The sequence below is a fragment of the Halomonas sp. LS-001 genome, assembly GCF_052983955.1.
Genome location: NZ_CM129816.1, coordinates 1577873 through 1595049, shown reverse-complemented (window position 1 = coordinate 1595049; position 17177 = coordinate 1577873). Strand labels below are relative to the sequence as shown.

Here is a 17177-nt window from a genome sequence, read left to right as displayed (position 1 = left end):
CTTATTCGCCATTGGTCTAACATCGAAGGTGATGGAGGATAATTACAACATAGAGGGGATTTTGCTGATTTGTGTAGTCTTCCGGCATGACGTGAAGTTTTCTAAAGCGTTATTGTTCTTGATAACAAGCCGTGACAATATCACACGATATGGACAGCCCCGAGCATCAATAGAGCGAATACCCGATGACACGCACCGCTTTTTTTATTTCCGATGGTACCGGCATCACGGCAGAAAGCCTGGGCCGTAGTCTGCTGGCACAGTTTGAAAACGTCGATATTAAAATGCTGACCAAGCCCTATATTGACACACTGGCCAAAGCGCGTGCGCTCGTGGAAGTCATTAATGCCACGGCTGCTCATGATGGCGAACAACCGATCATTATTGACACCATCGTTGATCAGGAAATACGTGACGTCATACGTGAAGCATCAGGCTTCAAGGTCGATATCTTTTCGACCTTCCTCAAGCCGTTGGAACAGGAATTGGAGACACACTCGTCATACAGCGTCGGACGCACCCACTCAATTGGTAGCGACGATGTCTACATGGACCGCATCCACTCTGTTCACTTTGCACTTGATAACGACGATGGTGCACGCACACATCAATATAACCAGGCTGATGTCATTCTGGTGGGCGTTTCACGCTGCGGCAAAACCCCCACCTCACTTTATCTGGCGCTACAGTTTGGCATTCGTGCGGCCAATTACCCACTTACCGAAGACGACCATGACGAAGATGGCGTACTCAAGTTACCCAAGTCCCTGGCGCCGCATCGACACAAATTATTTGGCCTGACGATTGATGCCCGCCGTCTCGCCGCCATTCGGCATGAGAGACGCCCTAACAGCCGTTATAGCTCAATGGACCAGTGCCTTCAGGAAATCGAGCAGGCGGAATCTCTCTACCGCAGCATGCACATCCCTTACATTGATACCACACGCTTTTCCGTTGAAGAAATATCCACACGAATGATTGCGGAAACCGGGCTAACGAGGCGTTTTTCACCACGTTAAACAGTCAAGCCGTCTATGCAGGCATCAGAACGACTGATGCCTGATTTCTAGGCCCCTGACTCAAAGCGCCTGAATCAAAGTCCTTTGGGAGCAAATATCCCAGGCGCGTTGCGCCAATATCCTTTGTAATCCATGCCGAAACCAAACACAAAGCGATCGGCAACTTCCAGCCCACAGTAGTCAGCTTTCAACCCCGGCGATGCCTTGCGGTCATGCTGTTTATCCACCAGGACGGCGGTGCTGATGCTGGCGGCCTGAGCGTCTTTGCAATAGGCCAGAATGGCAGCCAGTGTTGCCCCTTCATCTAGAATGTCATCCACAATAACCACATGACGCCCCGCCATGGGAACTTCAGGTGATACACGCCAGAATAGCTCGCCGCCACGCAGTTCACTGCGATAACGGGTGGCGTGAATGTAATCCACTTCCAATGGGAAACCCAGGCGCGTTAATAGATGACCGGTGGTAATCAGGCCGCCATTCATCACACAGTAAAAGACCGGTAGCTTGTCACCCATATCCCGAGTAATTTCTTCTGCCATGCGGCCCAGTGCATGCTCAACCTGCTGCTGTGTAATCAGGCAGTCGGCGTTTTCCATTAACTCGCGCATGGAATCGCGCGAAGCCTGTGTTTCGTTATCTAACTTGGCCATCATTTATCCTAAAACAATCATTCAAACTCGTTTCACACCATCTGAGTTAACCCGACCTGACGCCGACGGTTATAACTATCCGTTTATCCGTTTATCCGTTTCCGTTTGTCATGGCTTCAAGCTTGGCGTGCGTACGGCGCCAACGCCCCAAGGCAGAAAGCGCCTCAAGGTCGGGGCGCGCGCGGGCATAGCGCAACTTCGATGGGCGCTTGGTGCTCAGTTCTGCACACGCTTTCACCACGTCAAGTGCGGCGGCGCGATCGTTGCACACCAGCAAAATATCGCAGCCAGCGTCGAGAGCGGCCTTGGCTCGCTGGGCAGGTGGACCTGCCTCATGTGCACCTGCCATGCTTAGATCATCAGAGAAAATACAGCCCTTAAAGCCGAGTGATTCGCGCAACATACCCAACCAGGAGCGTGAAAAACCTGCTGGGCGATGGTCAAAAGCGCTGTATATGACATGGGCTGGCATGACGCCATCGAGCATTTTGGCAAGCTGCTTAAACGGAACCAGATCATGCGCTTTGATCGCACTTAAAGGCCGCTCATCGACCGGTAGCGCAACATGCGAGTCTTCTGCCACGCTGCCGTGCCCAGGAAAGTGCTTACCCACTGCCGCCATACCGGCATCATGCAAGCCTTGGATCATCGCCTGCCCGAGGTCAGCCACTTGCTGCGGGTCGTTACCAAAGCTGCGGTCACCAATCACGCAGGAAGTACCGCCATCAACATCCAGCACCGGCGCAAACGTAATATCAAGCCCACAGGCTGCCATTTCCATGCCAAGTAACCAGCCAGTATCCCGCGCCAGCGCAACGCCCTCTGCCGGGTCAGACTGATAACGCTGACCGAGCATGGCCATGGGTGGCAAACGGGTGACGCCTTCCTTAATGCGCTGAACGCGACCACCTTCCTGATCCACAGCAATCAGTAATTCAGGGCGTATCCGGCGAATGGCATCACACAACGCCCGCACCTGGGTGGCACTTTGAATATTACGCGCGAACAGGATAACGCCACCGACAGCAGAGGCTTTCAAAAGGCGGCTCTCATCAGGCGTTAACGACGTTCCTTCGAGGTCAAGCATGACCGAGCCAACGGGGTGTGTCATGACAAAGCATCCTGAAAAATAGACAGCAATTCTAGTCAATCGGCGTCAACATGCAACGAAACCATCAAAACGGCATTGTCACATCGGCTGATGTCAAAGAATTGATAATCAGTAAGTAACGTAAGGCAGTCACACCTTATAGATGAATCCATACCGGTGTTCCCGGCACGGCAGACGCAAATACATGCAGCAGGTCATCACGCTTGAGCCGAATACAGCCATGAGACATTGGCTGTCCCATCGGTTCCGACGGCGGCGTTCCATGCAGGTAGATAAACCGCCGCTGGGCATCGACATCCCCTCCCCGGTTAAAGCCACGCTCAAGACCACAGAGCCACAAGATACGTGTCAGGATCCAGTCTCTGTCTGGGTTCTGTTCGCCCAGTGCCGGCGTATAAACTTCACCGGTCCAGCGGCGGCCACGAAATACGCCATCCATGGGTGCCTCGGCGCCAATGGCCGCACGAACGTAATGCCAGCCTAATGGCGTTTTGCCACTTCCCTCCTGCTGACCTGCCCCGGCTTTACCGGTTGACACCAGACAAGAAAAGCCCGCTTCGCGCCCCTGCCACAACGTCAACGTTTGCTGTTGAATATCAATTTCAACCCAGTGCCCCGTGTCAGGCGGAAGATCAGCTAACGACGGCGTGTACATGAGACCCCTTGCTCTGTCCATCCTTACCCTGTTCATCCTTCTGGTCATTCTTTTCGAGCCTTTCAGGCAAGGGTGCATTCATGCCAGCCACCACGACCGGGCGCAAACGACGCACCAGGTCGCGCACGGAAATATGCTCCTGATAATCTTTCTGAGCGATATCTTTCAGTGCATCCAGACCCGAAAAAGTAAACGTCACCGTGCCCAGCATAAAGTGCAATCGCCAGAAGCGCTCCGCATCAGGCAGATCGGGAGTTGCTTGACGAATCAGCTCCGTAAAGCGCGTAAAGACATCGCCATATTGCGCCTGGATAAAATGACGCAGATGCCCTTGGGCCTGACTGTAAGCCAGGCCCAGAAGGCGCATGAACACCTTGAGACTGTTGCGTTCAGCAGGAACCGACAATACCGTTTCAGCCATGGTTTCCAATAACACTTCAAGAGGAATCACCTGGCCTTTGTATTGCACTTCAAGTTCATCCAGAGCGCTATGAAAACGTTCGCTGAAAGGATCGAGATAACGGGAAAACACTGACTGAATCAGCGCTTTCTTAGAGCCAAAATGGTAATTGACCGCTGCCAGATTAACTTTGGCTTTACTGGTGATATTGCGCAGCGACGTTTCCGCAAAGCCCCGCTCTGCAAATAGTACTTCAGCGGTGTCGAGAATGCGTGTCACTGTGTCAGGCTGAGCCATGGACGCTCCAGAGAACAGATGTTTAAAACAACGCCTGATATTACGTCATGGGTCAAAGGTGCTCAACGTTTGTTACACAAATACTTACAAACATTTTATGCCACCGCATGGCTTATTGACTTGCCAACACGCAAATGCTTGGTATCACTACACAAAATTTAACGTTCAGCCTGTACTGGATAGAGACACATACTGTATACTTAAACACATGCTTTATTAAATTTTTTTATTCATAAATGCTGGTTAACGCATGACACATCCGTCTCAGACACCTGTCGTAATCACGCTGCCAGCATTTGTCTGTTTTTTATTTCATTAACCAACAAGATCAGGTGGGAGCGTATTATGTCTCGGCCTTTAACAGCACGTCAGCAAAATGTTTACGACTTTATCGTTAAGACCATGGGTGAATACGGCTATCCGCCGACTCGCGCTGAGATTGCCAAAGCGCTGGGATTTCGCTCGCCGAATGCAGCGGAAGAGCATCTTCGGGCACTTGAGCGTAAGAAAGTCATTCGCATTATCCGTAATACTTCCCGGGGCATCCGCCTGCCCGCTCAGGAAGGTGTCGATATAACAACAGCGACACCGGAAACCTCACCGGTAGAAAACATGTCATCCGGCTTACCCATCATTGGGGAAGTTGCCGCTGGCAGCCCGATTCTGGCCGCTGAGCACATTGATCGTTACTGCCCTCTGCCCGCCGAATACTTTACGCCAAAAGCTGACTACCTCCTGCGAGTACGCGGCCTATCCATGAAAGATGCTGGCATTCTGGAAGGTGACCTGCTGGCGGTTCACCGCACAGAGCATGTACGCGATGGGCAGATTGTCGTGGCCCGGCTGGAGGATGAAGTCACCGTGAAACGTTTTAAACGTGACGGGCACCTGGTACAGCTTCTGGCAGAAAATGAAGATTTCTCTCCCATCAGCGTTGACTTACGTTCACAGCCTCTCGAAATCGAAGGCGTGGGAGTGGGCGTTATTCGTGGCGGTAACGGTCAGGCACTTGGTTAAACATCACCTGACCTGCTCTCATCATCCATTCTGCTTACTGCATGTCGATGTATCGGTGGTCATTAAAGGTGGCCACCCAATCAGGGTGATAGACCAACAGAACACTCAGTAGCATACCGGTAATAAATGCTTCTGACGGCATCAGCAACGGCAGAAAACGCGCATACTCCTGAGCCAGATAAACCGCTTCTGGTTCAGTTCCCGCCACAACGATCATCCCAACGGCTACCAGCCCTCCTGCCAGCGTTGCCAACGCAGAGCCGAAAAATCCGCAAGCAAACAGAAAAACCATCAGGTTATCAGGAAGTCTGCGGTCTACAAAACGCCATATCAACACCGTCGTCAGTGCAGGCACAATACCTGTGACAAGCACATTTGCGCCTAGTAATGGCCACTCATTGCGTCCAATCACGACCATTGCCACATTGATCATGAGATTGCTTAAAAGCGCCAGTGGTGCTTTGAACACAATTGTCATCAGTACGGTAAACACCAGATGCAGTGTTAACCAATCCACGGCTTGTGCACGCAGCTGCCACATCAGCACAACGGCCAGTGTCGCCGCCAGCCAGCGGTGCTGCAGTGCTGTGTCATTCATCAAAGGCTTCCAGGGCTTTAACATGACAACCCATATCAGCATCGCCGAGGACATCACTGCAGAAAGCACTAGCGCCCAGGGTGCCAGGACGCTTTCAGCAAAGGACATAAAGCCACCTCAATGGTATCGATAAAATCACGCACTATGATATGAAACCACGCACTATGATATTAAACCACGCTCTGTGATCCTCAACGTTAGCTGAACACCACCGTCTTGTTACCATGAATAATCACACGGTCTTCAAGGTGCCAGCGAACCCCGCGAGCAAGTACCGACTTTTCAACATCACGCCCGAAGCGGACCAGATCTGTCGGCGTATGACAATGCGTTACACGATGAATATCCTGCTCAATAATAGGGCCAGCATCGAGTTCTTCGGTCACATAATGACAGGTCGCCCCGGTCAGCTTGACGCCTCTTTCATAGGCCTGATGGTAAGGCTTTGCCCCGGCAAAGGAAGGCAGAAAGCTATGATGAATATTAATCACCCGGCCACGGTAACGCTGGCATAAGGCAGGCGGCAGAATCTGCATGTAACGGGCCAGTACCACACAGTCTGCCTGCAAGGCTTCTATATGTGACTCAACAGCAGCGAATGCGGGCTGTTTGTCGTCAGGATCAACGGGAATGTGATGATAGGGAATGCCGTACCACTCTGTGAGTGAGCGTAAATCATCATGATTGGATAGCACCCCAACGATTTCACACGCAAGCTCCCCTGCCTGCCAACGATAAAGCAGGTCTACCAGGCAATGTGACTCCTTGGAGACCATGAGTACGACTTTAGGGCGTTGCGCGGTATCGGTCAGCGCCCACTGCATTTTGAAATCATCCGCAACGGGGCGAAACGCTTCACGAAACGCCTCCAGCCCAATCGCCAGCGAATCAGCGAGAATTTCATAACGCATGAAAAATCGACCCGTCTCAAGGTCCGAGTGCTGACTCGCTTCCGTAATTGAGCCCCCCTGCTGAGCGATAAAATTGGCCACACGCGCCACAATGCCCACCTGGTCGGGGCAGGAAACCACTAAACGATAGTATCGGGACATAAAAAGGACTCTTGAAGTAATTCTAGCCTGACAACAGCAGCGTAACGATAGCAACACATCAAAATATCGGGAATCGCGTTTCCGCTGAATATGCCAAATGGAAGACATTAAGTGTAACGGATGTATTCTCTCTGATCACGATCAGAAATTGCGTCAGATCGCGACGATGATTGTGGCAGCCCCCTTCAATCCCGTATAGTAAAGGTCTTACTTTCAAGGCTTTTCACTCACGATGCATCCACCGCGCGTACACATTCGTCCCCGTCGTCGTCCTCCTCTGAAGCTACTACCACTAGGAGGATGCGGTGAAGTCGGTATGAACTTCACTCTATACGGTTACGAGGACCATTGGATCGCGGTAGATTGCGGCATGATGATTCGTCAGGACATGCCAGGTACCCCGCTACAGGTTCCCAACCTTGATACTCTGACGGCATTGGATATTACACCTGCAGCACTGTTTATTACCCATGGCCATGAAGATCATATCGGCGCAGTGGCCTGGCTCTGGCCGAACTGGCAATGCCCGATTTATGCCACTCCTCTGGCTGCAGGTCTGTTGCGCTTAAAATTCGCCGAACACGGCCTCAGCCCTGACAAAATCATCGTCGTTGACCTGGGAGAGGCGCTGTCTTCAGGGCCTTTTACCATCCGCCACCTTCCGCTAACACATTCCATTCCGGAAAGCTGTGCGCTAATGATGCAGGTGGGTGACTATCGGGTTCTACATACCGGCGACTGGAAACTGGATGCCCAGCCATTGGTGGGCAAACCGGTCGATGCCAGCCAGTTTCGCGCCCTGGCCCCTCTGGATCTGGTGGTGGGCGACTCCACCAACGCGCCCATGCCAGGCCATTCAGGCAGTGAAGGCGATGTGGCAAAAGCGTTGGCAAAAGCCATTGCGACCTGCAAGGGTCGCGTGGTTATTTCCTGTTTTGCCAGTAACGTAGCCCGTATTGTTGCGATTGCCCGGGCGGCGCAGCAATGCGGACGCAGAATCAGCCTGATGGGCCGCTCGATGGAACGCATGGTCACCGTTGCCAAGGGGTTGGGATATCTGGATGATCTGCCGCCGCTGGTACCCGCGCATGATCTGGGTTACCTGCCTGCCGACGAAGTGATTATTATTGCCACCGGCAGCCAGGGAGAGCCACGCGCCGCTCTCCAGCGTTTAGCCCAGCGTCGTCATCCGTTTGTCGATCTGGAACCGGGCGATAACATTATTTTTTCAGCCAAAACCATTCCTGGTAATGAACGCCCTATCGAACGGCTGAAAAAACGCTTTACCCAGATGGGTATCACCCTGTTTGATGAATTCAATCATCCTGAATTACATGCCACCGGGCACCCGGCTCAAGAAGAACTGCGCACGCTTTACCGCTGGATCAAACCGCGTCATCTACTGCCGGTGCATGGCGAAGCTCGTCATCAGCAGGCCCATCAGGAACTGGCCGAGTCAATGAACATCACCGCGCCGATAGCGCCATTAAACGGTGATCTGATTCATTTTGATGTCAACGGGCTGCGTCACGAAGGACGCTATCCTCAACCACCTTGCATTGTCAGCCAGAACAGCGTGGTTCCTCACCCAGGGCTGGATGCACCCAGTCGGCATAAGCGCCGTGGCAGCCTCTATCTGGCGCTGCCGGTCACCGCCAGTGACACCGGTTGGTGGCGGATTGGTCGGCTGATGCTCGACAACGCGGGTGCTGGCGCGCTTGATGAGGACAGTTTCAGTGACTGGCTGGATGAGCAGCTTGGCGACATTCATGCTGATACACTGGCAGAGTTACGTCAGGCATTACAGCCGCGCCTGATTGCCTGGCTGGCCGAGCACATGCAGCATCTTCCTGAGGTGCACTTACAGATCATGGCTGCAGAAATGCCTGAATCGACATCACCGGGTCAGGAGGCCTGAGGACGGCGCCCATCGCGTTGCATCCTCTTGATCCGAGGCTCGCTCTCGCACCCAGTAATCACCTTCTCGCGCATGTTCCTTTTTCCAGAACGGCGCCTGGGTTTTCAGAAAGTCCATGATGAAGTCGCACGCTTCAAAGGCATCACGGCGGTGAGCACTAGCAACCGACACGCGAACAATCGGGTCACCCGGTGCCATATAGCCAATACGATGAATAATCCGCACCCCCTGAAGTGCCCAGCGATGCCACGCCTGCTCGCCAATATCTTCCAGTGTTTTTTCCGTCATGCCCGGATAATGCTCAAGCGTCAACCCCGTCACATCGGGGGACTCATTGAAGTCACGAACCAAGCCGGTAAAACTTACCACCGCGCCGACATCCGTACGGTTTTCAAGAAGGTCATCGTAGGCATAGGCCATGTCAAACGGACGGGTCTGGATACATACAGCAATATTCATCGTTAACCGCCTGTCACTGGAGGGAAGAATGCCACCTCGTCGTCATCTGTAACCCGTGCACTGTCATTCACCATCACCTGGTTGACCGCACACAAGGTCCGCTGGTCACGTAATATGCTAAAACTTTCACCTCGGCTTACCAGGAAAGCTTTCAAACCTGCGATGTCTTTGGTTTCCAGCGCGTCCAGAGCAATGCTTAAATCGCTATAGCCAAGGCGCTCACGTAGCTCGGCCAGAAATTTAACGCGGACACAGTCACCCTCACAGCGCTCGCCAAGCCGCACTTCCCCTGTGGAACACACACCGGTGACAATTGGGCTAGCGTCTGGCTCTTGGTTAAAACGCTGATAATCGCTGCTCTTCCCTCCCACCTTGCTGTCCAGCTGAACACCTTCGATACACATCGACTTATCCACGGCTTTGCACATATCGTAAAGTGTCAAACAGGCAACTGACACAGCGGTCAGTGCTTCCATTTCCACACCGGTCTGACCGGTTAAACGACACATAGCCGATACATGCACACAGCCTTTTTGCGTGTCGATTTCAAAATCAAGCGACACTTTCGATAAGGCCAGTGCGTGGCACAGTGGAATGAGCTCATGCGTGCGTTTGGCCGCCTGAATACCGGCAATCCGTGCCGTCGCAATCACATCGCCTTTAGGTAAGGCACCATCGGTTAATAGCTGGAGCGTACGCGGCTGCATCATAATACGCCCGGAAGCCACCGCCTCACGACGTGTTTGCTGTTTATCGCCTACATCGACCATGTGTGCTTCGCCATTGGCATTAAGATGCGTCAACTGCATGTAGAATTACCCCAAGATTTGATTAAAGCCGTTAATTAACGCCGGGCTCAGCGATGCATCCAATGTTGAATCCATTCAGCGATGTCAGCAACGTTATCGATATCAAGCCGCGTCACAGATGTTTCCAGTGAACGCGTGTCCGTGTGCTTGAGAGCAGCGGCACATATTCCTTCACTCGTTAGTATGGAGGCATCGCCTACCCCGTCACGATACAACACCAGCTTAGGCAACGGCCACGCTTTGAAACCTTCAACAATCACCAGGTCCGGGGCATGTGGCGCCATCAAGGCAAGCAGGTGGTTCAGATCGGGCTCCTGCTGGCCAGGCGTTTCCTGCATCAACGCATAGCGCTGGTGCGACGCCACCAATACAGGCGCTGCCCCCGCCTGACGAAGCTGATAACTATCCTTACCCGGCTTATCGATATCAAACGTATGGTGCGCGTGTTTAATGACGCCAACGTTCAGGTGGCGCTGTCTCAACGCTGGCAACAACGCCTCCAGCAAGGTGGTTTTACCAGTACCACTCCAGGCAGCGACCCCTAAAACGGGAAACCCCAGGTCAGTAAGCGGTGTCATCGGCGAATGTTTCATGGCAGCCCTTATGGTTATATGAAAGATCAGTCACTCGAACAATCCGTCATTTGAACAGTCAGTCATTTGAACAGTCAGTCATTTGAACAGTCAGTCATATGAACAATGAGTCACTTGAACAGCCACTGAGTTCGCGTAACGGATTGTTCACGGGATAAGACCTTCTATTCATCTTCCTGCGCGCGCGGCAGGACCCAGTTCAGCACAATGCCGACAATCGCAGCCAGACTGACACCTTGCAGGGTAAATTGCCCGCCACCAAACTGCATACCACCAATACCGAACACCAGAATAAGCGATACCACCACCAGATTGCGCGGCGCAGTTAACGATTGTCCTGCGCGCACCAGCGTATTCATACCAACCACCGCAATGGAGCCGAAAAGTAACGTCATGATGCCACCCATCACCGGGCCAGGAATGGTCTGCAGTAACGCCCCCAATTTACCAATAAAGGCGAGCAGAATGGCAATCACGGCGGCGATGATCATATACATGGGGTTAAATGCACGTGTCAGTGTGACAGCGCCGGTCACCTCTGAATACGTCGTGTTGGGCGGCCCCCCAAAGAGCGCGGCCACAGTGGTTGCCAGGCCATCGCCCAACAGAGTGCGATGCAAGCCAGGTGTTTCCAGATAGTTCTTACGCGTGACCGAGCCAATCGCGATCATATCGCCGATATGCTCAACGGCCGGCGCAATGGCCACCGGAATCATGAACAGAATAGCCGCCCAGTGAAAGCTGGGAGCCGTAAAGTTGGGCAGCGATAACCAATCGGAAGATGTCACCGCAGAAAAATCCACCACGCCCATGATCAACGACAACACATACCCCGTGACGATACCGCCCATAATAGGCACCAGACGCAGTAACCCACGCCCGAAGACCGCCAAAACCAGCGTCACTAACAAGCTGGTCATGGAAAGAAAGATCGCTGGCCCGTAGGAGATATTGTCACTGGTTTCGCCGGTTGCCATACTGACCGCCACCGGTGCCAGCGCAAGGCCAATCACCATGATCACCGGCCCCACCACCACGGGTGGCAGCAACCGATGCAACCAGACGGTGCCTTTAAGGCGTACGACCTGGGAGATCACGACGTACACCAGGCCTGCCGCCATCAAACCGCCTAGCGTCGCCGACACGCCAAAGCTTGCGATAGAGCCTTGAATAGGTGCAATAAAGGCAAACGATGAGGCCAGAAAAACCGGCACACTCTGGCGCGTCACGGCATGAAACACCAGCGTACCCGCACCAGCGGTGAAGAGCGCAACGCTGGGGTCAAGGCCGGTCAGAAGCGGCACCAACACCAGCGCACCAAACGCCACAAAGAGCATTTGCGCACCGGTGAGTATCAGCTTTAGCCATGAATCGGTTTGCGCGCTTGTGTCGCTCACAAAATGCCTCCTTGATTGTGGTGAAAAAGATAGTTGAGCCAGTGCGATTGAGATAACGCTGAATGCGCGCTGCTATGTTCAGACGTTCAATGCCTCAGGATTGGCTCAAAAAAATGCCCCCAACGCCTATGGCGCAAGGGGCAACGGAGTTGAGCACGCTTAGCGTGTCCCAAAGATCTTGTCGCCGGCATCTCCAAGCCCGGGAACGATATAACCGTTCTCGTCGAGGCGCTCGTCTACTGATGCCGTATAGATGTCCACCTCTGGATAAGCGTCCTGAACGCGTTTAATCCCTTCAGGTGCGGCAACCAGCACAATCACTTTCATCTGCTCGCAGCCGTTTTCACGCAACATATCCAGCGTTGCGACCATAGAGCCACCCGTTGCCAGCATAGGATCAATCACGATCGCCATGCGTTCTTCAATGTCATTGGCAAACTTGGAAAAATAAGGCACGGGCTGGAGTGTTTCTTCATCACGATACAGACCAACAACGCTGACCCGCGCACTGGGAATCAGGTCTGTAACGCCTTCCAGCATCCCCAGCCCCGCCCGCAGAATAGGGACAACCGTTACCTTCTTGCCTTTCAGTCGACGCGTCATGATCGGCTGATCATTCCACCCCTGAATTTCATGATCTTCCAGCTTGAGCCCTTGTGTCGCTTCATAAGTGAGCAGCTTGGCCACTTCACCGGCCAGCTCACGGAAGCTTTTCGTGCTGATGTCCGCTTCGCGCATGAGACCCAGTTTATGCTGCACCAGTGGGTGGTTGATGGCGTGTACGCTCATGGGACTTCCTCGTTGCGGTTAAACGGAATACGACGTTTGTCGACGTGACAAGCGTGTAAAATTGCGCGCTATTCTACCCCCAACCTGCGGGAAGTTTAAGGGGCTGAAGGCAATTGCCAGTCAATAGGGGTGCGCCCCTGCGCTGCCAGAAACGTATTTGCCTGGGAAAAATGCCGTGTACCAAAAAAGCCACGATGCGCCGATAGCGGTGACGGGTGAGGCGCTTCCAGAATCAAATGGCGTTGCTGGTCAATCAACGCCTTTTTCTGCCGCGCATGGCTTCCCCAGAGTAGAAACACACTGGGTGGTGAGCACTGGCTGACGGTTTCAATGGCACGGTCAGTAAAGGGCTCCCAGCCTTTCCCGCGATGCGAAGCCGCGTTCCCCTGCTCAACAGTCAGCGCTGTGTTCAGCAAAAGTACGCCTTGCCTGGCCCAGTGTTCCAGGCAACCGTGCCCGACAGGCTGAAACCCGACGTCGCTGGCCAATTCCTTATAGATATTGACCAGCGACGGCGGCACCCGAACGCCTGGCTGCACAGAAAAACACAACCCATGAGCCTGATCAGGGCCGTGGTAAGGGTCCTGGCCAAGAATCACCACCTTGACGGCATTCAATGGTGTCAATTCAAACGCGCGAAACCAGTTGGAAGAATGCGGGTACACGACTTTTCTGGCGGCTTTTTCTGACGCCAGAAACTGCTTGAGCGAATGCATATAATCCGCCCGAAACTCAGCATCCAGTGCGCTTGCCCACTCGCCCGATAACGGATTCGTCATATCAGCCCTCGCCACGACACTTAACGTTGTAACATCAGTTCCTTTTCAACCACGCCTGCTACCAACAGCGCTACTTTTTGACCTGATTGACCAAGGGCTCCACATAGGACACCCCCATATCCCATGGGAACTGAATCCAGCATTGCTGACCCACTTCTGTCAGGTACTGGTCAACCAGCGGTTTGCCGTCCGGCTTGGCATAAATAGTGACAAAGTGAGCTTTCGGCAGCATTTCACGCACGGCCCTGGCGGTCTTGCCGGTATCGACCAGATCATCCACCAACAGCCAACCCTCACCGTCGTGATCCACCCCTTTAAGCACATCCAGCTGGCTTTGCTCCATGTGGTCATAACTCTTGATGCACACCGTATCAATCAGGCGGACATCCAGTTCACGGGCAATCAGTGCCGCTGGAATCAATCCACCACGGGTAATCGCCACGATTCCCTTGAAATCGCGCTCTACCAGCTGATGGCAAAGTTCGCGCACATCACGGTGCAGCTGGTCCCAGGAAACCGTGAAATGCTGCAGATAACGATCACTGCTCATAAAAGGCGTTACTCGCTTTCGTTGAAGGAACACACCGCGAATACGCCATAGCCAGCATCGCGAATCTTCTGGGAACCGCCCAGTTCGGGCAAATCGATAATCGTTGCGGTTTCTACTACCTGCCCACCGCAGCGCTGAATCAGATTCGCCGCTGCCAACATGGTGCCACCGGTCGCAATCAAATCATCCATCAGCAGGATTCGATCATTTTTGTGAAACGCATCTGCGTGCAGTTCCACTTCAGAATGGCCGTACTCCAGCGTATAGGTTTCACTGATGGTTTTGAACGGCAACTTGCCTTTCTTGCGCACAGGGACAAAGCTGCAACCCAGTTCATAAGCCAGGGGCGCACCAATAATAAAACCACGCGCATCAATTGATGCGATGGCATCGAGGTTCATTTCCTGGTAACGGTGAACAAAGCTATCAATCAACTTACGAAACGCAGCGCTATTCTGCAGCAGCGGCGTAATATCGCGAAAATTGACACCGGGCTCAGGCCAGTCAGGAACCGTACGAATAACGGACTTGATATAATCGCCGTAAATGCTCATTGCGCCTCTCGTTGGGTCATCAAAAATAGAGGATTAATTCAGAAACAGAAACTTGCCAGCAAACAGCAGCGCCAACAGAATCACAGCCGGGTTCAAGTCTTTGAAACGGCCCGATAGTGCCTTGATAGCGACAAAGCTGATAAAACCTAACGCAATTCCTTCTGCAATCGAGAACGTTAAGGGCATGGCCAACGCCGCAATCAATACCGGCGCTGCTTCCGTCGGATCATCCCAGTTAGCGTGCGCCAGGCTACCTGCCATCAACACTGCCACATAAAGCAGTGCCCCGGCGGTAGCATAAGCAGGAATAGAGCCTGCCAATGGGGCAAAGAAAAGACTTATCAGAAACAGGATAGCGACCACCACCGCGGTCAACCCCGTACGACCACCCGACGCAATACCGGCGGTGGACTCGATATAGCTGGTCGTCGTTGAGGTCCCCAACGCCGCCCCGGCCATGGATGCCGTACTATCCGCCATCATGGCGCGACCAATGCGTGGCAGCTTACCGTCTTTATCCAGCAGTTTGCCGCGTTGCGCCACCCCCACCAGCGTGCCGGACGTGTCGAACAGATCAACAAACAGAAACGCAAAAATGACACTGATCATAGCCACGTCCAACGCGCCCATCACGTCCATTTGCATCAGCGTCGGCGCGATGGACGGCGGCATTGACATCAGCCCACCGTACTCATTATGGCCCAGCAATATGGCAACGACGGTGACACCGAGAATGCCAATCATCACTGCACCGGTGACGTTAAGATAAGCCAGCGCAGTAATCACGAAAAATCCCACTAATGCGTAGATAGCAGCCGGCTCACTCAAGTCGCCCAGCGCGACAAAAGTCGCAGGGTTTGCCACCACAATACCGGCATTTTTCAATGCAATCATGGCCAGAAACAGACCGATACCTGCTGCAATACCCAACCGCAACGACAGAGGAATCGAGTTAATGATCCATTCCCGAATTCTGAAGATACTCAATAGAAAAAAGCACAGACCGGAAAGAAACACCGCCCCAAGCGCGGCCTCCCAGGTGTACCCCATACCTAACACAACGCCATAGGTAAAAAAGGCGTTAAGCCCCATACCAGGCGCCTGAGCAATTGGGTAATTGGCCCAGATCCCCATCACAAGACAACCGATCGCCGCCGCCAGGCAGGTCGCAACAAACACCGCCCCGTAGTCCATCCCTGCCTCGGAAAGAATGCTCGGGTTGACGAAAATGATATAAGCCATCGTCAGGAAGGTGGTAACCCCTGCTATGACTTCCGTTTTTATCGTGGTTTTGTGTTCTGTCAGCTTGAAGTGCTTGTCCAGAAAATTCATGAGCATTATTACCCTTCGTGCAAACGCTGGAGCGTGGGGGTGCAGGAAAAGCCGGCCATACTACCGAAAGCCTAAGGTTGATGCGAGCTTTCAGCGTATGGATGGCGACTCAACAAGTGCAAGGTAAAGCTGCAAAAACGGGGCCAATATTAACGCGCCACTCCCACTTGGACGTCTGCCATTTCTCGACCTGGCGACTCATCACCTTCCCGGGCTGCCAACACACGCTCTACCGTTTCCACAATAACCTGGGTCTGCGGATCTATCTCGATATTGACGCTGTCGCCGATCAGACGTGCGCCCAGTGTGGTTCGCGCAAGGGTTTCAGGAATCAGGTTCACACAGAAGGAAAAGGTCAGATTTTCCTCATCGCGGTTGACCTCACCGACCGTCAGACTAATGCCATCAACGCCAATATAGCCCTTCTCGAAAATGAAACGCCCGACATCCATCGGCAAGGTGAACCACAGCCGACGGTTATTGGGCGCAACGTCAATCTTGTTCAGCTTCGCCATACAGATGATATGGCCAGACATGGAGTGTCCGCCAATCTCGTCACCAAACCGGGCAGCACGCTCTATATTGACGCACCCTCCTTCTACAATCGCACCAAGATTGGTCAAGCGTAAGGTTTCGCGCATCAGATCAAAACTCACCCGGTCACCGTCAATATCGGTAACCGTCAGACACACACCGTTATGCGCAACGGATGCGCCAATGGCCAGTCCTTCACGCATTGCCTCAGGCATTTCAACAACGTGAGTCCTGAAGTTATCCAATTCTTTGATTGCCACGACCTCAGCCGTACCCTGGACAATACCGGTAAACATGATGACCTCATAAATGAAAAACGGGCACAGGGCCCGAAGGGTTAAGGAGACAGAACCTGGGGTTATTGCCTATTGTGCCATTTTTCAGAGGTCATTTGACGGATTGTTAAGCCACAAACATTCACATGCCTCATAAAATTTACTAGGGTCTGTTGACGTTTCATTCACGGCCGCGCTGGTGTCAGTTTTTATTCGGGGCAAGGCAGGAGGAGAGACGTTTGGTAACTCCAAATGAACGACGACTAACGCCGCAGCGGATAAAAACTGACCCAGCCCTTCGGGTTGCGCTTCAAAATGCACCATACTGCGTTGCGAAACTTGAGAAGGGAACCACCCTTAACGGCGTTCCGCGCCTTGTCTGGCAC

19 protein-coding genes are annotated in these 17177 nt (G+C 53.1%); 3 read left to right on the top strand and 16 right to left on the bottom strand.

Annotated features, from left to right (window positions below; genetic code table 11):
* Nucleotides 1-185: 185 nt before the first annotated feature.
* Complete coding sequence (gene ppsR, locus ACU6TU_RS07160; RefSeq protein WP_447143868.1) at nucleotides 186-1019, top strand: posphoenolpyruvate synthetase regulatory kinase/phosphorylase PpsR; 834 nt, start codon at nucleotides 186-188, stop codon at nucleotides 1017-1019.
* A gap of 74 nt (nucleotides 1020-1093) precedes the next feature.
* Here the strand turns inward: ppsR and ACU6TU_RS07155 are convergent, their stop codons facing one another.
* From ACU6TU_RS07155 to ACU6TU_RS07140, 4 genes are all read right to left on the bottom strand, one after another.
* Complete coding sequence (locus tag ACU6TU_RS07155) at nucleotides 1094-1672, bottom strand: hypoxanthine-guanine phosphoribosyltransferase (protein ID WP_447143867.1); 579 nt, start codon at nucleotides 1670-1672, stop codon at nucleotides 1094-1096.
* Nucleotides 1673-1763: 91 nt separating this feature from the next.
* On the bottom strand, nucleotides 1764-2783 hold the full coding sequence (nagZ, locus tag ACU6TU_RS07150) for a beta-N-acetylhexosaminidase (RefSeq protein ID WP_447143866.1): 1020 nt from the start codon (nucleotides 2781-2783) through the stop codon (nucleotides 1764-1766).
* A 136-nt stretch (nucleotides 2784-2919) separates the two neighbouring features.
* Nucleotides 2920-3438 carry a L,D-transpeptidase family protein gene (locus ACU6TU_RS07145; protein ID WP_447143865.1) on the bottom strand — a complete coding sequence of 173 codons (519 nt, stop codon included), beginning with the start codon at nucleotides 3436-3438 and terminating at the stop codon, nucleotides 2920-2922.
* Complete coding sequence (locus tag ACU6TU_RS07140; protein ID WP_447143864.1) at nucleotides 3416-4135, bottom strand: TetR/AcrR family transcriptional regulator; 720 nt, start codon at nucleotides 4133-4135, stop codon at nucleotides 3416-3418. The genes ACU6TU_RS07145 and ACU6TU_RS07140 overlap by 23 nt, the downstream gene beginning before the upstream one ends.
* Before the next feature lie 345 nt (nucleotides 4136-4480).
* Between ACU6TU_RS07140 and lexA the strand changes: the two genes are divergently transcribed.
* A complete protein-coding gene (gene lexA, locus ACU6TU_RS07135) occupies nucleotides 4481-5152 on the top strand; it encodes a transcriptional repressor LexA (RefSeq protein ID WP_447143863.1) in 672 nt (223 codons plus the stop codon).
* Nucleotides 5153-5186: 34 nt separating this feature from the next.
* Here the strand turns inward: lexA and ACU6TU_RS07130 are convergent, their stop codons facing one another.
* Both ACU6TU_RS07130 and purU read right to left on the bottom strand, forming a co-directional pair.
* Nucleotides 5187-5858, bottom strand: a complete 672-nt coding sequence (locus tag ACU6TU_RS07130; RefSeq protein WP_447143862.1) for an energy-coupling factor ABC transporter permease — start codon at nucleotides 5856-5858, stop codon at nucleotides 5187-5189.
* A gap of 89 nt (nucleotides 5859-5947) precedes the next feature.
* Complete coding sequence (gene purU / locus ACU6TU_RS07125; RefSeq protein ID WP_447143861.1) at nucleotides 5948-6802, bottom strand: formyltetrahydrofolate deformylase; 855 nt, start codon at nucleotides 6800-6802, stop codon at nucleotides 5948-5950.
* A 316-nt stretch (nucleotides 6803-7118) separates the two neighbouring features.
* Between purU and ACU6TU_RS07120 the strand changes: the two genes are divergently transcribed.
* The gene (locus ACU6TU_RS07120) at nucleotides 7119-8720 is read left to right on the top strand and encodes a ribonuclease J (RefSeq protein WP_447143860.1); all 1602 of its coding nucleotides are present in this window, start codon (nucleotides 7119-7121) and stop codon (nucleotides 8718-8720) included.
* Here the strand turns inward: ACU6TU_RS07120 and moaE are convergent.
* The 10 genes from moaE to ACU6TU_RS07070 all read right to left on the bottom strand — a co-directional run bounded on the left by moaE (nucleotide 8700) and on the right by ACU6TU_RS07070 (nucleotide 16812).
* On the bottom strand, nucleotides 8700-9179 hold the full coding sequence (gene moaE / locus ACU6TU_RS07115; RefSeq protein ID WP_447143859.1) for a molybdopterin synthase catalytic subunit MoaE: 480 nt from the start codon (nucleotides 9177-9179) through the stop codon (nucleotides 8700-8702). The two genes, ACU6TU_RS07120 and moaE, sit on opposite strands and share 21 nt — an antisense overlap.
* A 2-nt stretch (nucleotides 9180-9181) precedes the next feature.
* Nucleotides 9182-9988: a cyclic pyranopterin monophosphate synthase MoaC gene (gene moaC, locus ACU6TU_RS07110; RefSeq protein ID WP_447143858.1), complete on the bottom strand. Its 807-nt coding sequence runs from the start codon at nucleotides 9986-9988 to the stop codon at nucleotides 9182-9184.
* A gap of 47 nt (nucleotides 9989-10035) precedes the next feature.
* Nucleotides 10036-10581, bottom strand: coding sequence for a molybdopterin-guanine dinucleotide biosynthesis protein B (gene mobB, locus ACU6TU_RS07105; protein WP_447143857.1), 546 nt, complete (start codon nucleotides 10579-10581; stop codon nucleotides 10036-10038).
* Between the two features lie 164 nt (nucleotides 10582-10745).
* On the bottom strand, nucleotides 10746-11978 hold the full coding sequence (locus tag ACU6TU_RS07100; protein ID WP_447143856.1) for a uracil-xanthine permease family protein: 1233 nt from the start codon (nucleotides 11976-11978) through the stop codon (nucleotides 10746-10748).
* Nucleotides 11979-12137: 159 nt separating this feature from the next.
* Nucleotides 12138-12767, bottom strand: coding sequence for a uracil phosphoribosyltransferase (gene upp / locus ACU6TU_RS07095; RefSeq protein WP_447143855.1), 630 nt, complete (start codon nucleotides 12765-12767; stop codon nucleotides 12138-12140).
* A gap of 95 nt (nucleotides 12768-12862) precedes the next feature.
* Nucleotides 12863-13546, bottom strand: coding sequence for a uracil-DNA glycosylase (gene ung / locus ACU6TU_RS07090; protein ID WP_447143854.1), 684 nt, complete (start codon nucleotides 13544-13546; stop codon nucleotides 12863-12865).
* A gap of 70 nt (nucleotides 13547-13616) precedes the next feature.
* Complete coding sequence (gpt, locus tag ACU6TU_RS07085) at nucleotides 13617-14096, bottom strand: xanthine phosphoribosyltransferase (protein WP_447143853.1); 480 nt, start codon at nucleotides 14094-14096, stop codon at nucleotides 13617-13619.
* A gap of 8 nt (nucleotides 14097-14104) precedes the next feature.
* Nucleotides 14105-14650: an adenine phosphoribosyltransferase gene (locus ACU6TU_RS07080; protein WP_447143852.1), complete on the bottom strand. Its 546-nt coding sequence runs from the start codon at nucleotides 14648-14650 to the stop codon at nucleotides 14105-14107.
* Between the two features lie 33 nt (nucleotides 14651-14683).
* Nucleotides 14684-15982 carry an NCS2 family permease gene (locus tag ACU6TU_RS07075; protein ID WP_447144201.1) on the bottom strand — a complete coding sequence of 433 codons (1299 nt, stop codon included), beginning with the start codon at nucleotides 15980-15982 and terminating at the stop codon, nucleotides 14684-14686.
* Nucleotides 15983-16131: 149 nt separating this feature from the next.
* Entirely contained in the window at nucleotides 16132-16812 is a 681-nt protein-coding gene (locus ACU6TU_RS07070) for a riboflavin synthase subunit alpha (RefSeq protein WP_447143851.1), read from the bottom strand.
* Nucleotides 16813-17177 lie beyond the last annotated feature (365 nt).

What these genes read in the sequence shown, in the direction of transcription:
- ppsR (WP_447143868.1), top strand. Translation starts at nt 186, where the DNA reads ATGACACGCACCGCTTTTTTTATTTCCGATGGTACCGGCATCACGGCA.
- ACU6TU_RS07155 (WP_447143867.1), bottom strand. Translation starts at nt 1,672, where the DNA reads ATGGCCAAGTTAGATAACGAAACACAGGCTTCGCGCGATTCCATGCGC.
- nagZ (WP_447143866.1), bottom strand. Translation starts at nt 2,783, where the DNA reads ATGACACACCCCGTTGGCTCGGTCATGCTTGACCTCGAAGGAACGTCG.
- ACU6TU_RS07145 (WP_447143865.1), bottom strand. Translation starts at nt 3,438, where the DNA reads ATGTACACGCCGTCGTTAGCTGATCTTCCGCCTGACACGGGGCACTGG.
- ACU6TU_RS07140 (WP_447143864.1), bottom strand. Translation starts at nt 4,135, where the DNA reads ATGGCTCAGCCTGACACAGTGACACGCATTCTCGACACCGCTGAAGTA.
- lexA (WP_447143863.1), top strand. Translation starts at nt 4,481, where the DNA reads ATGTCTCGGCCTTTAACAGCACGTCAGCAAAATGTTTACGACTTTATC.
- ACU6TU_RS07130 (WP_447143862.1), bottom strand. Translation starts at nt 5,858, where the DNA reads ATGTCCTTTGCTGAAAGCGTCCTGGCACCCTGGGCGCTAGTGCTTTCT.
- purU (WP_447143861.1), bottom strand. Translation starts at nt 6,802, where the DNA reads ATGTCCCGATACTATCGTTTAGTGGTTTCCTGCCCCGACCAGGTGGGC.
- ACU6TU_RS07120 (WP_447143860.1), top strand. Translation starts at nt 7,119, where the DNA reads ATGAACTTCACTCTATACGGTTACGAGGACCATTGGATCGCGGTAGAT.
- moaE (WP_447143859.1), bottom strand. Translation starts at nt 9,179, where the DNA reads ATGAATATTGCTGTATGTATCCAGACCCGTCCGTTTGACATGGCCTAT.
- moaC (WP_447143858.1), bottom strand. Translation starts at nt 9,988, where the DNA reads ATGCAGTTGACGCATCTTAATGCCAATGGCGAAGCACACATGGTCGAT.
- mobB (WP_447143857.1), bottom strand. Translation starts at nt 10,581, where the DNA reads ATGAAACATTCGCCGATGACACCGCTTACTGACCTGGGGTTTCCCGTT.
- upp (WP_447143855.1), bottom strand. Translation starts at nt 12,767, where the DNA reads ATGAGCGTACACGCCATCAACCACCCACTGGTGCAGCATAAACTGGGT.
- ung (WP_447143854.1), bottom strand. Translation starts at nt 13,546, where the DNA reads ATGACGAATCCGTTATCGGGCGAGTGGGCAAGCGCACTGGATGCTGAG.
- gpt (WP_447143853.1), bottom strand. Translation starts at nt 14,096, where the DNA reads ATGAGCAGTGATCGTTATCTGCAGCATTTCACGGTTTCCTGGGACCAG.
- ACU6TU_RS07080 (WP_447143852.1), bottom strand. Translation starts at nt 14,650, where the DNA reads ATGAGCATTTACGGCGATTATATCAAGTCCGTTATTCGTACGGTTCCT.
- ACU6TU_RS07075 (WP_447144201.1), bottom strand. Translation starts at nt 15,982, where the DNA reads ATGAATTTTCTGGACAAGCACTTCAAGCTGACAGAACACAAAACCACG.
- ACU6TU_RS07070 (WP_447143851.1), bottom strand. Translation starts at nt 16,812, where the DNA reads ATGTTTACCGGTATTGTCCAGGGTACGGCTGAGGTCGTGGCAATCAAA.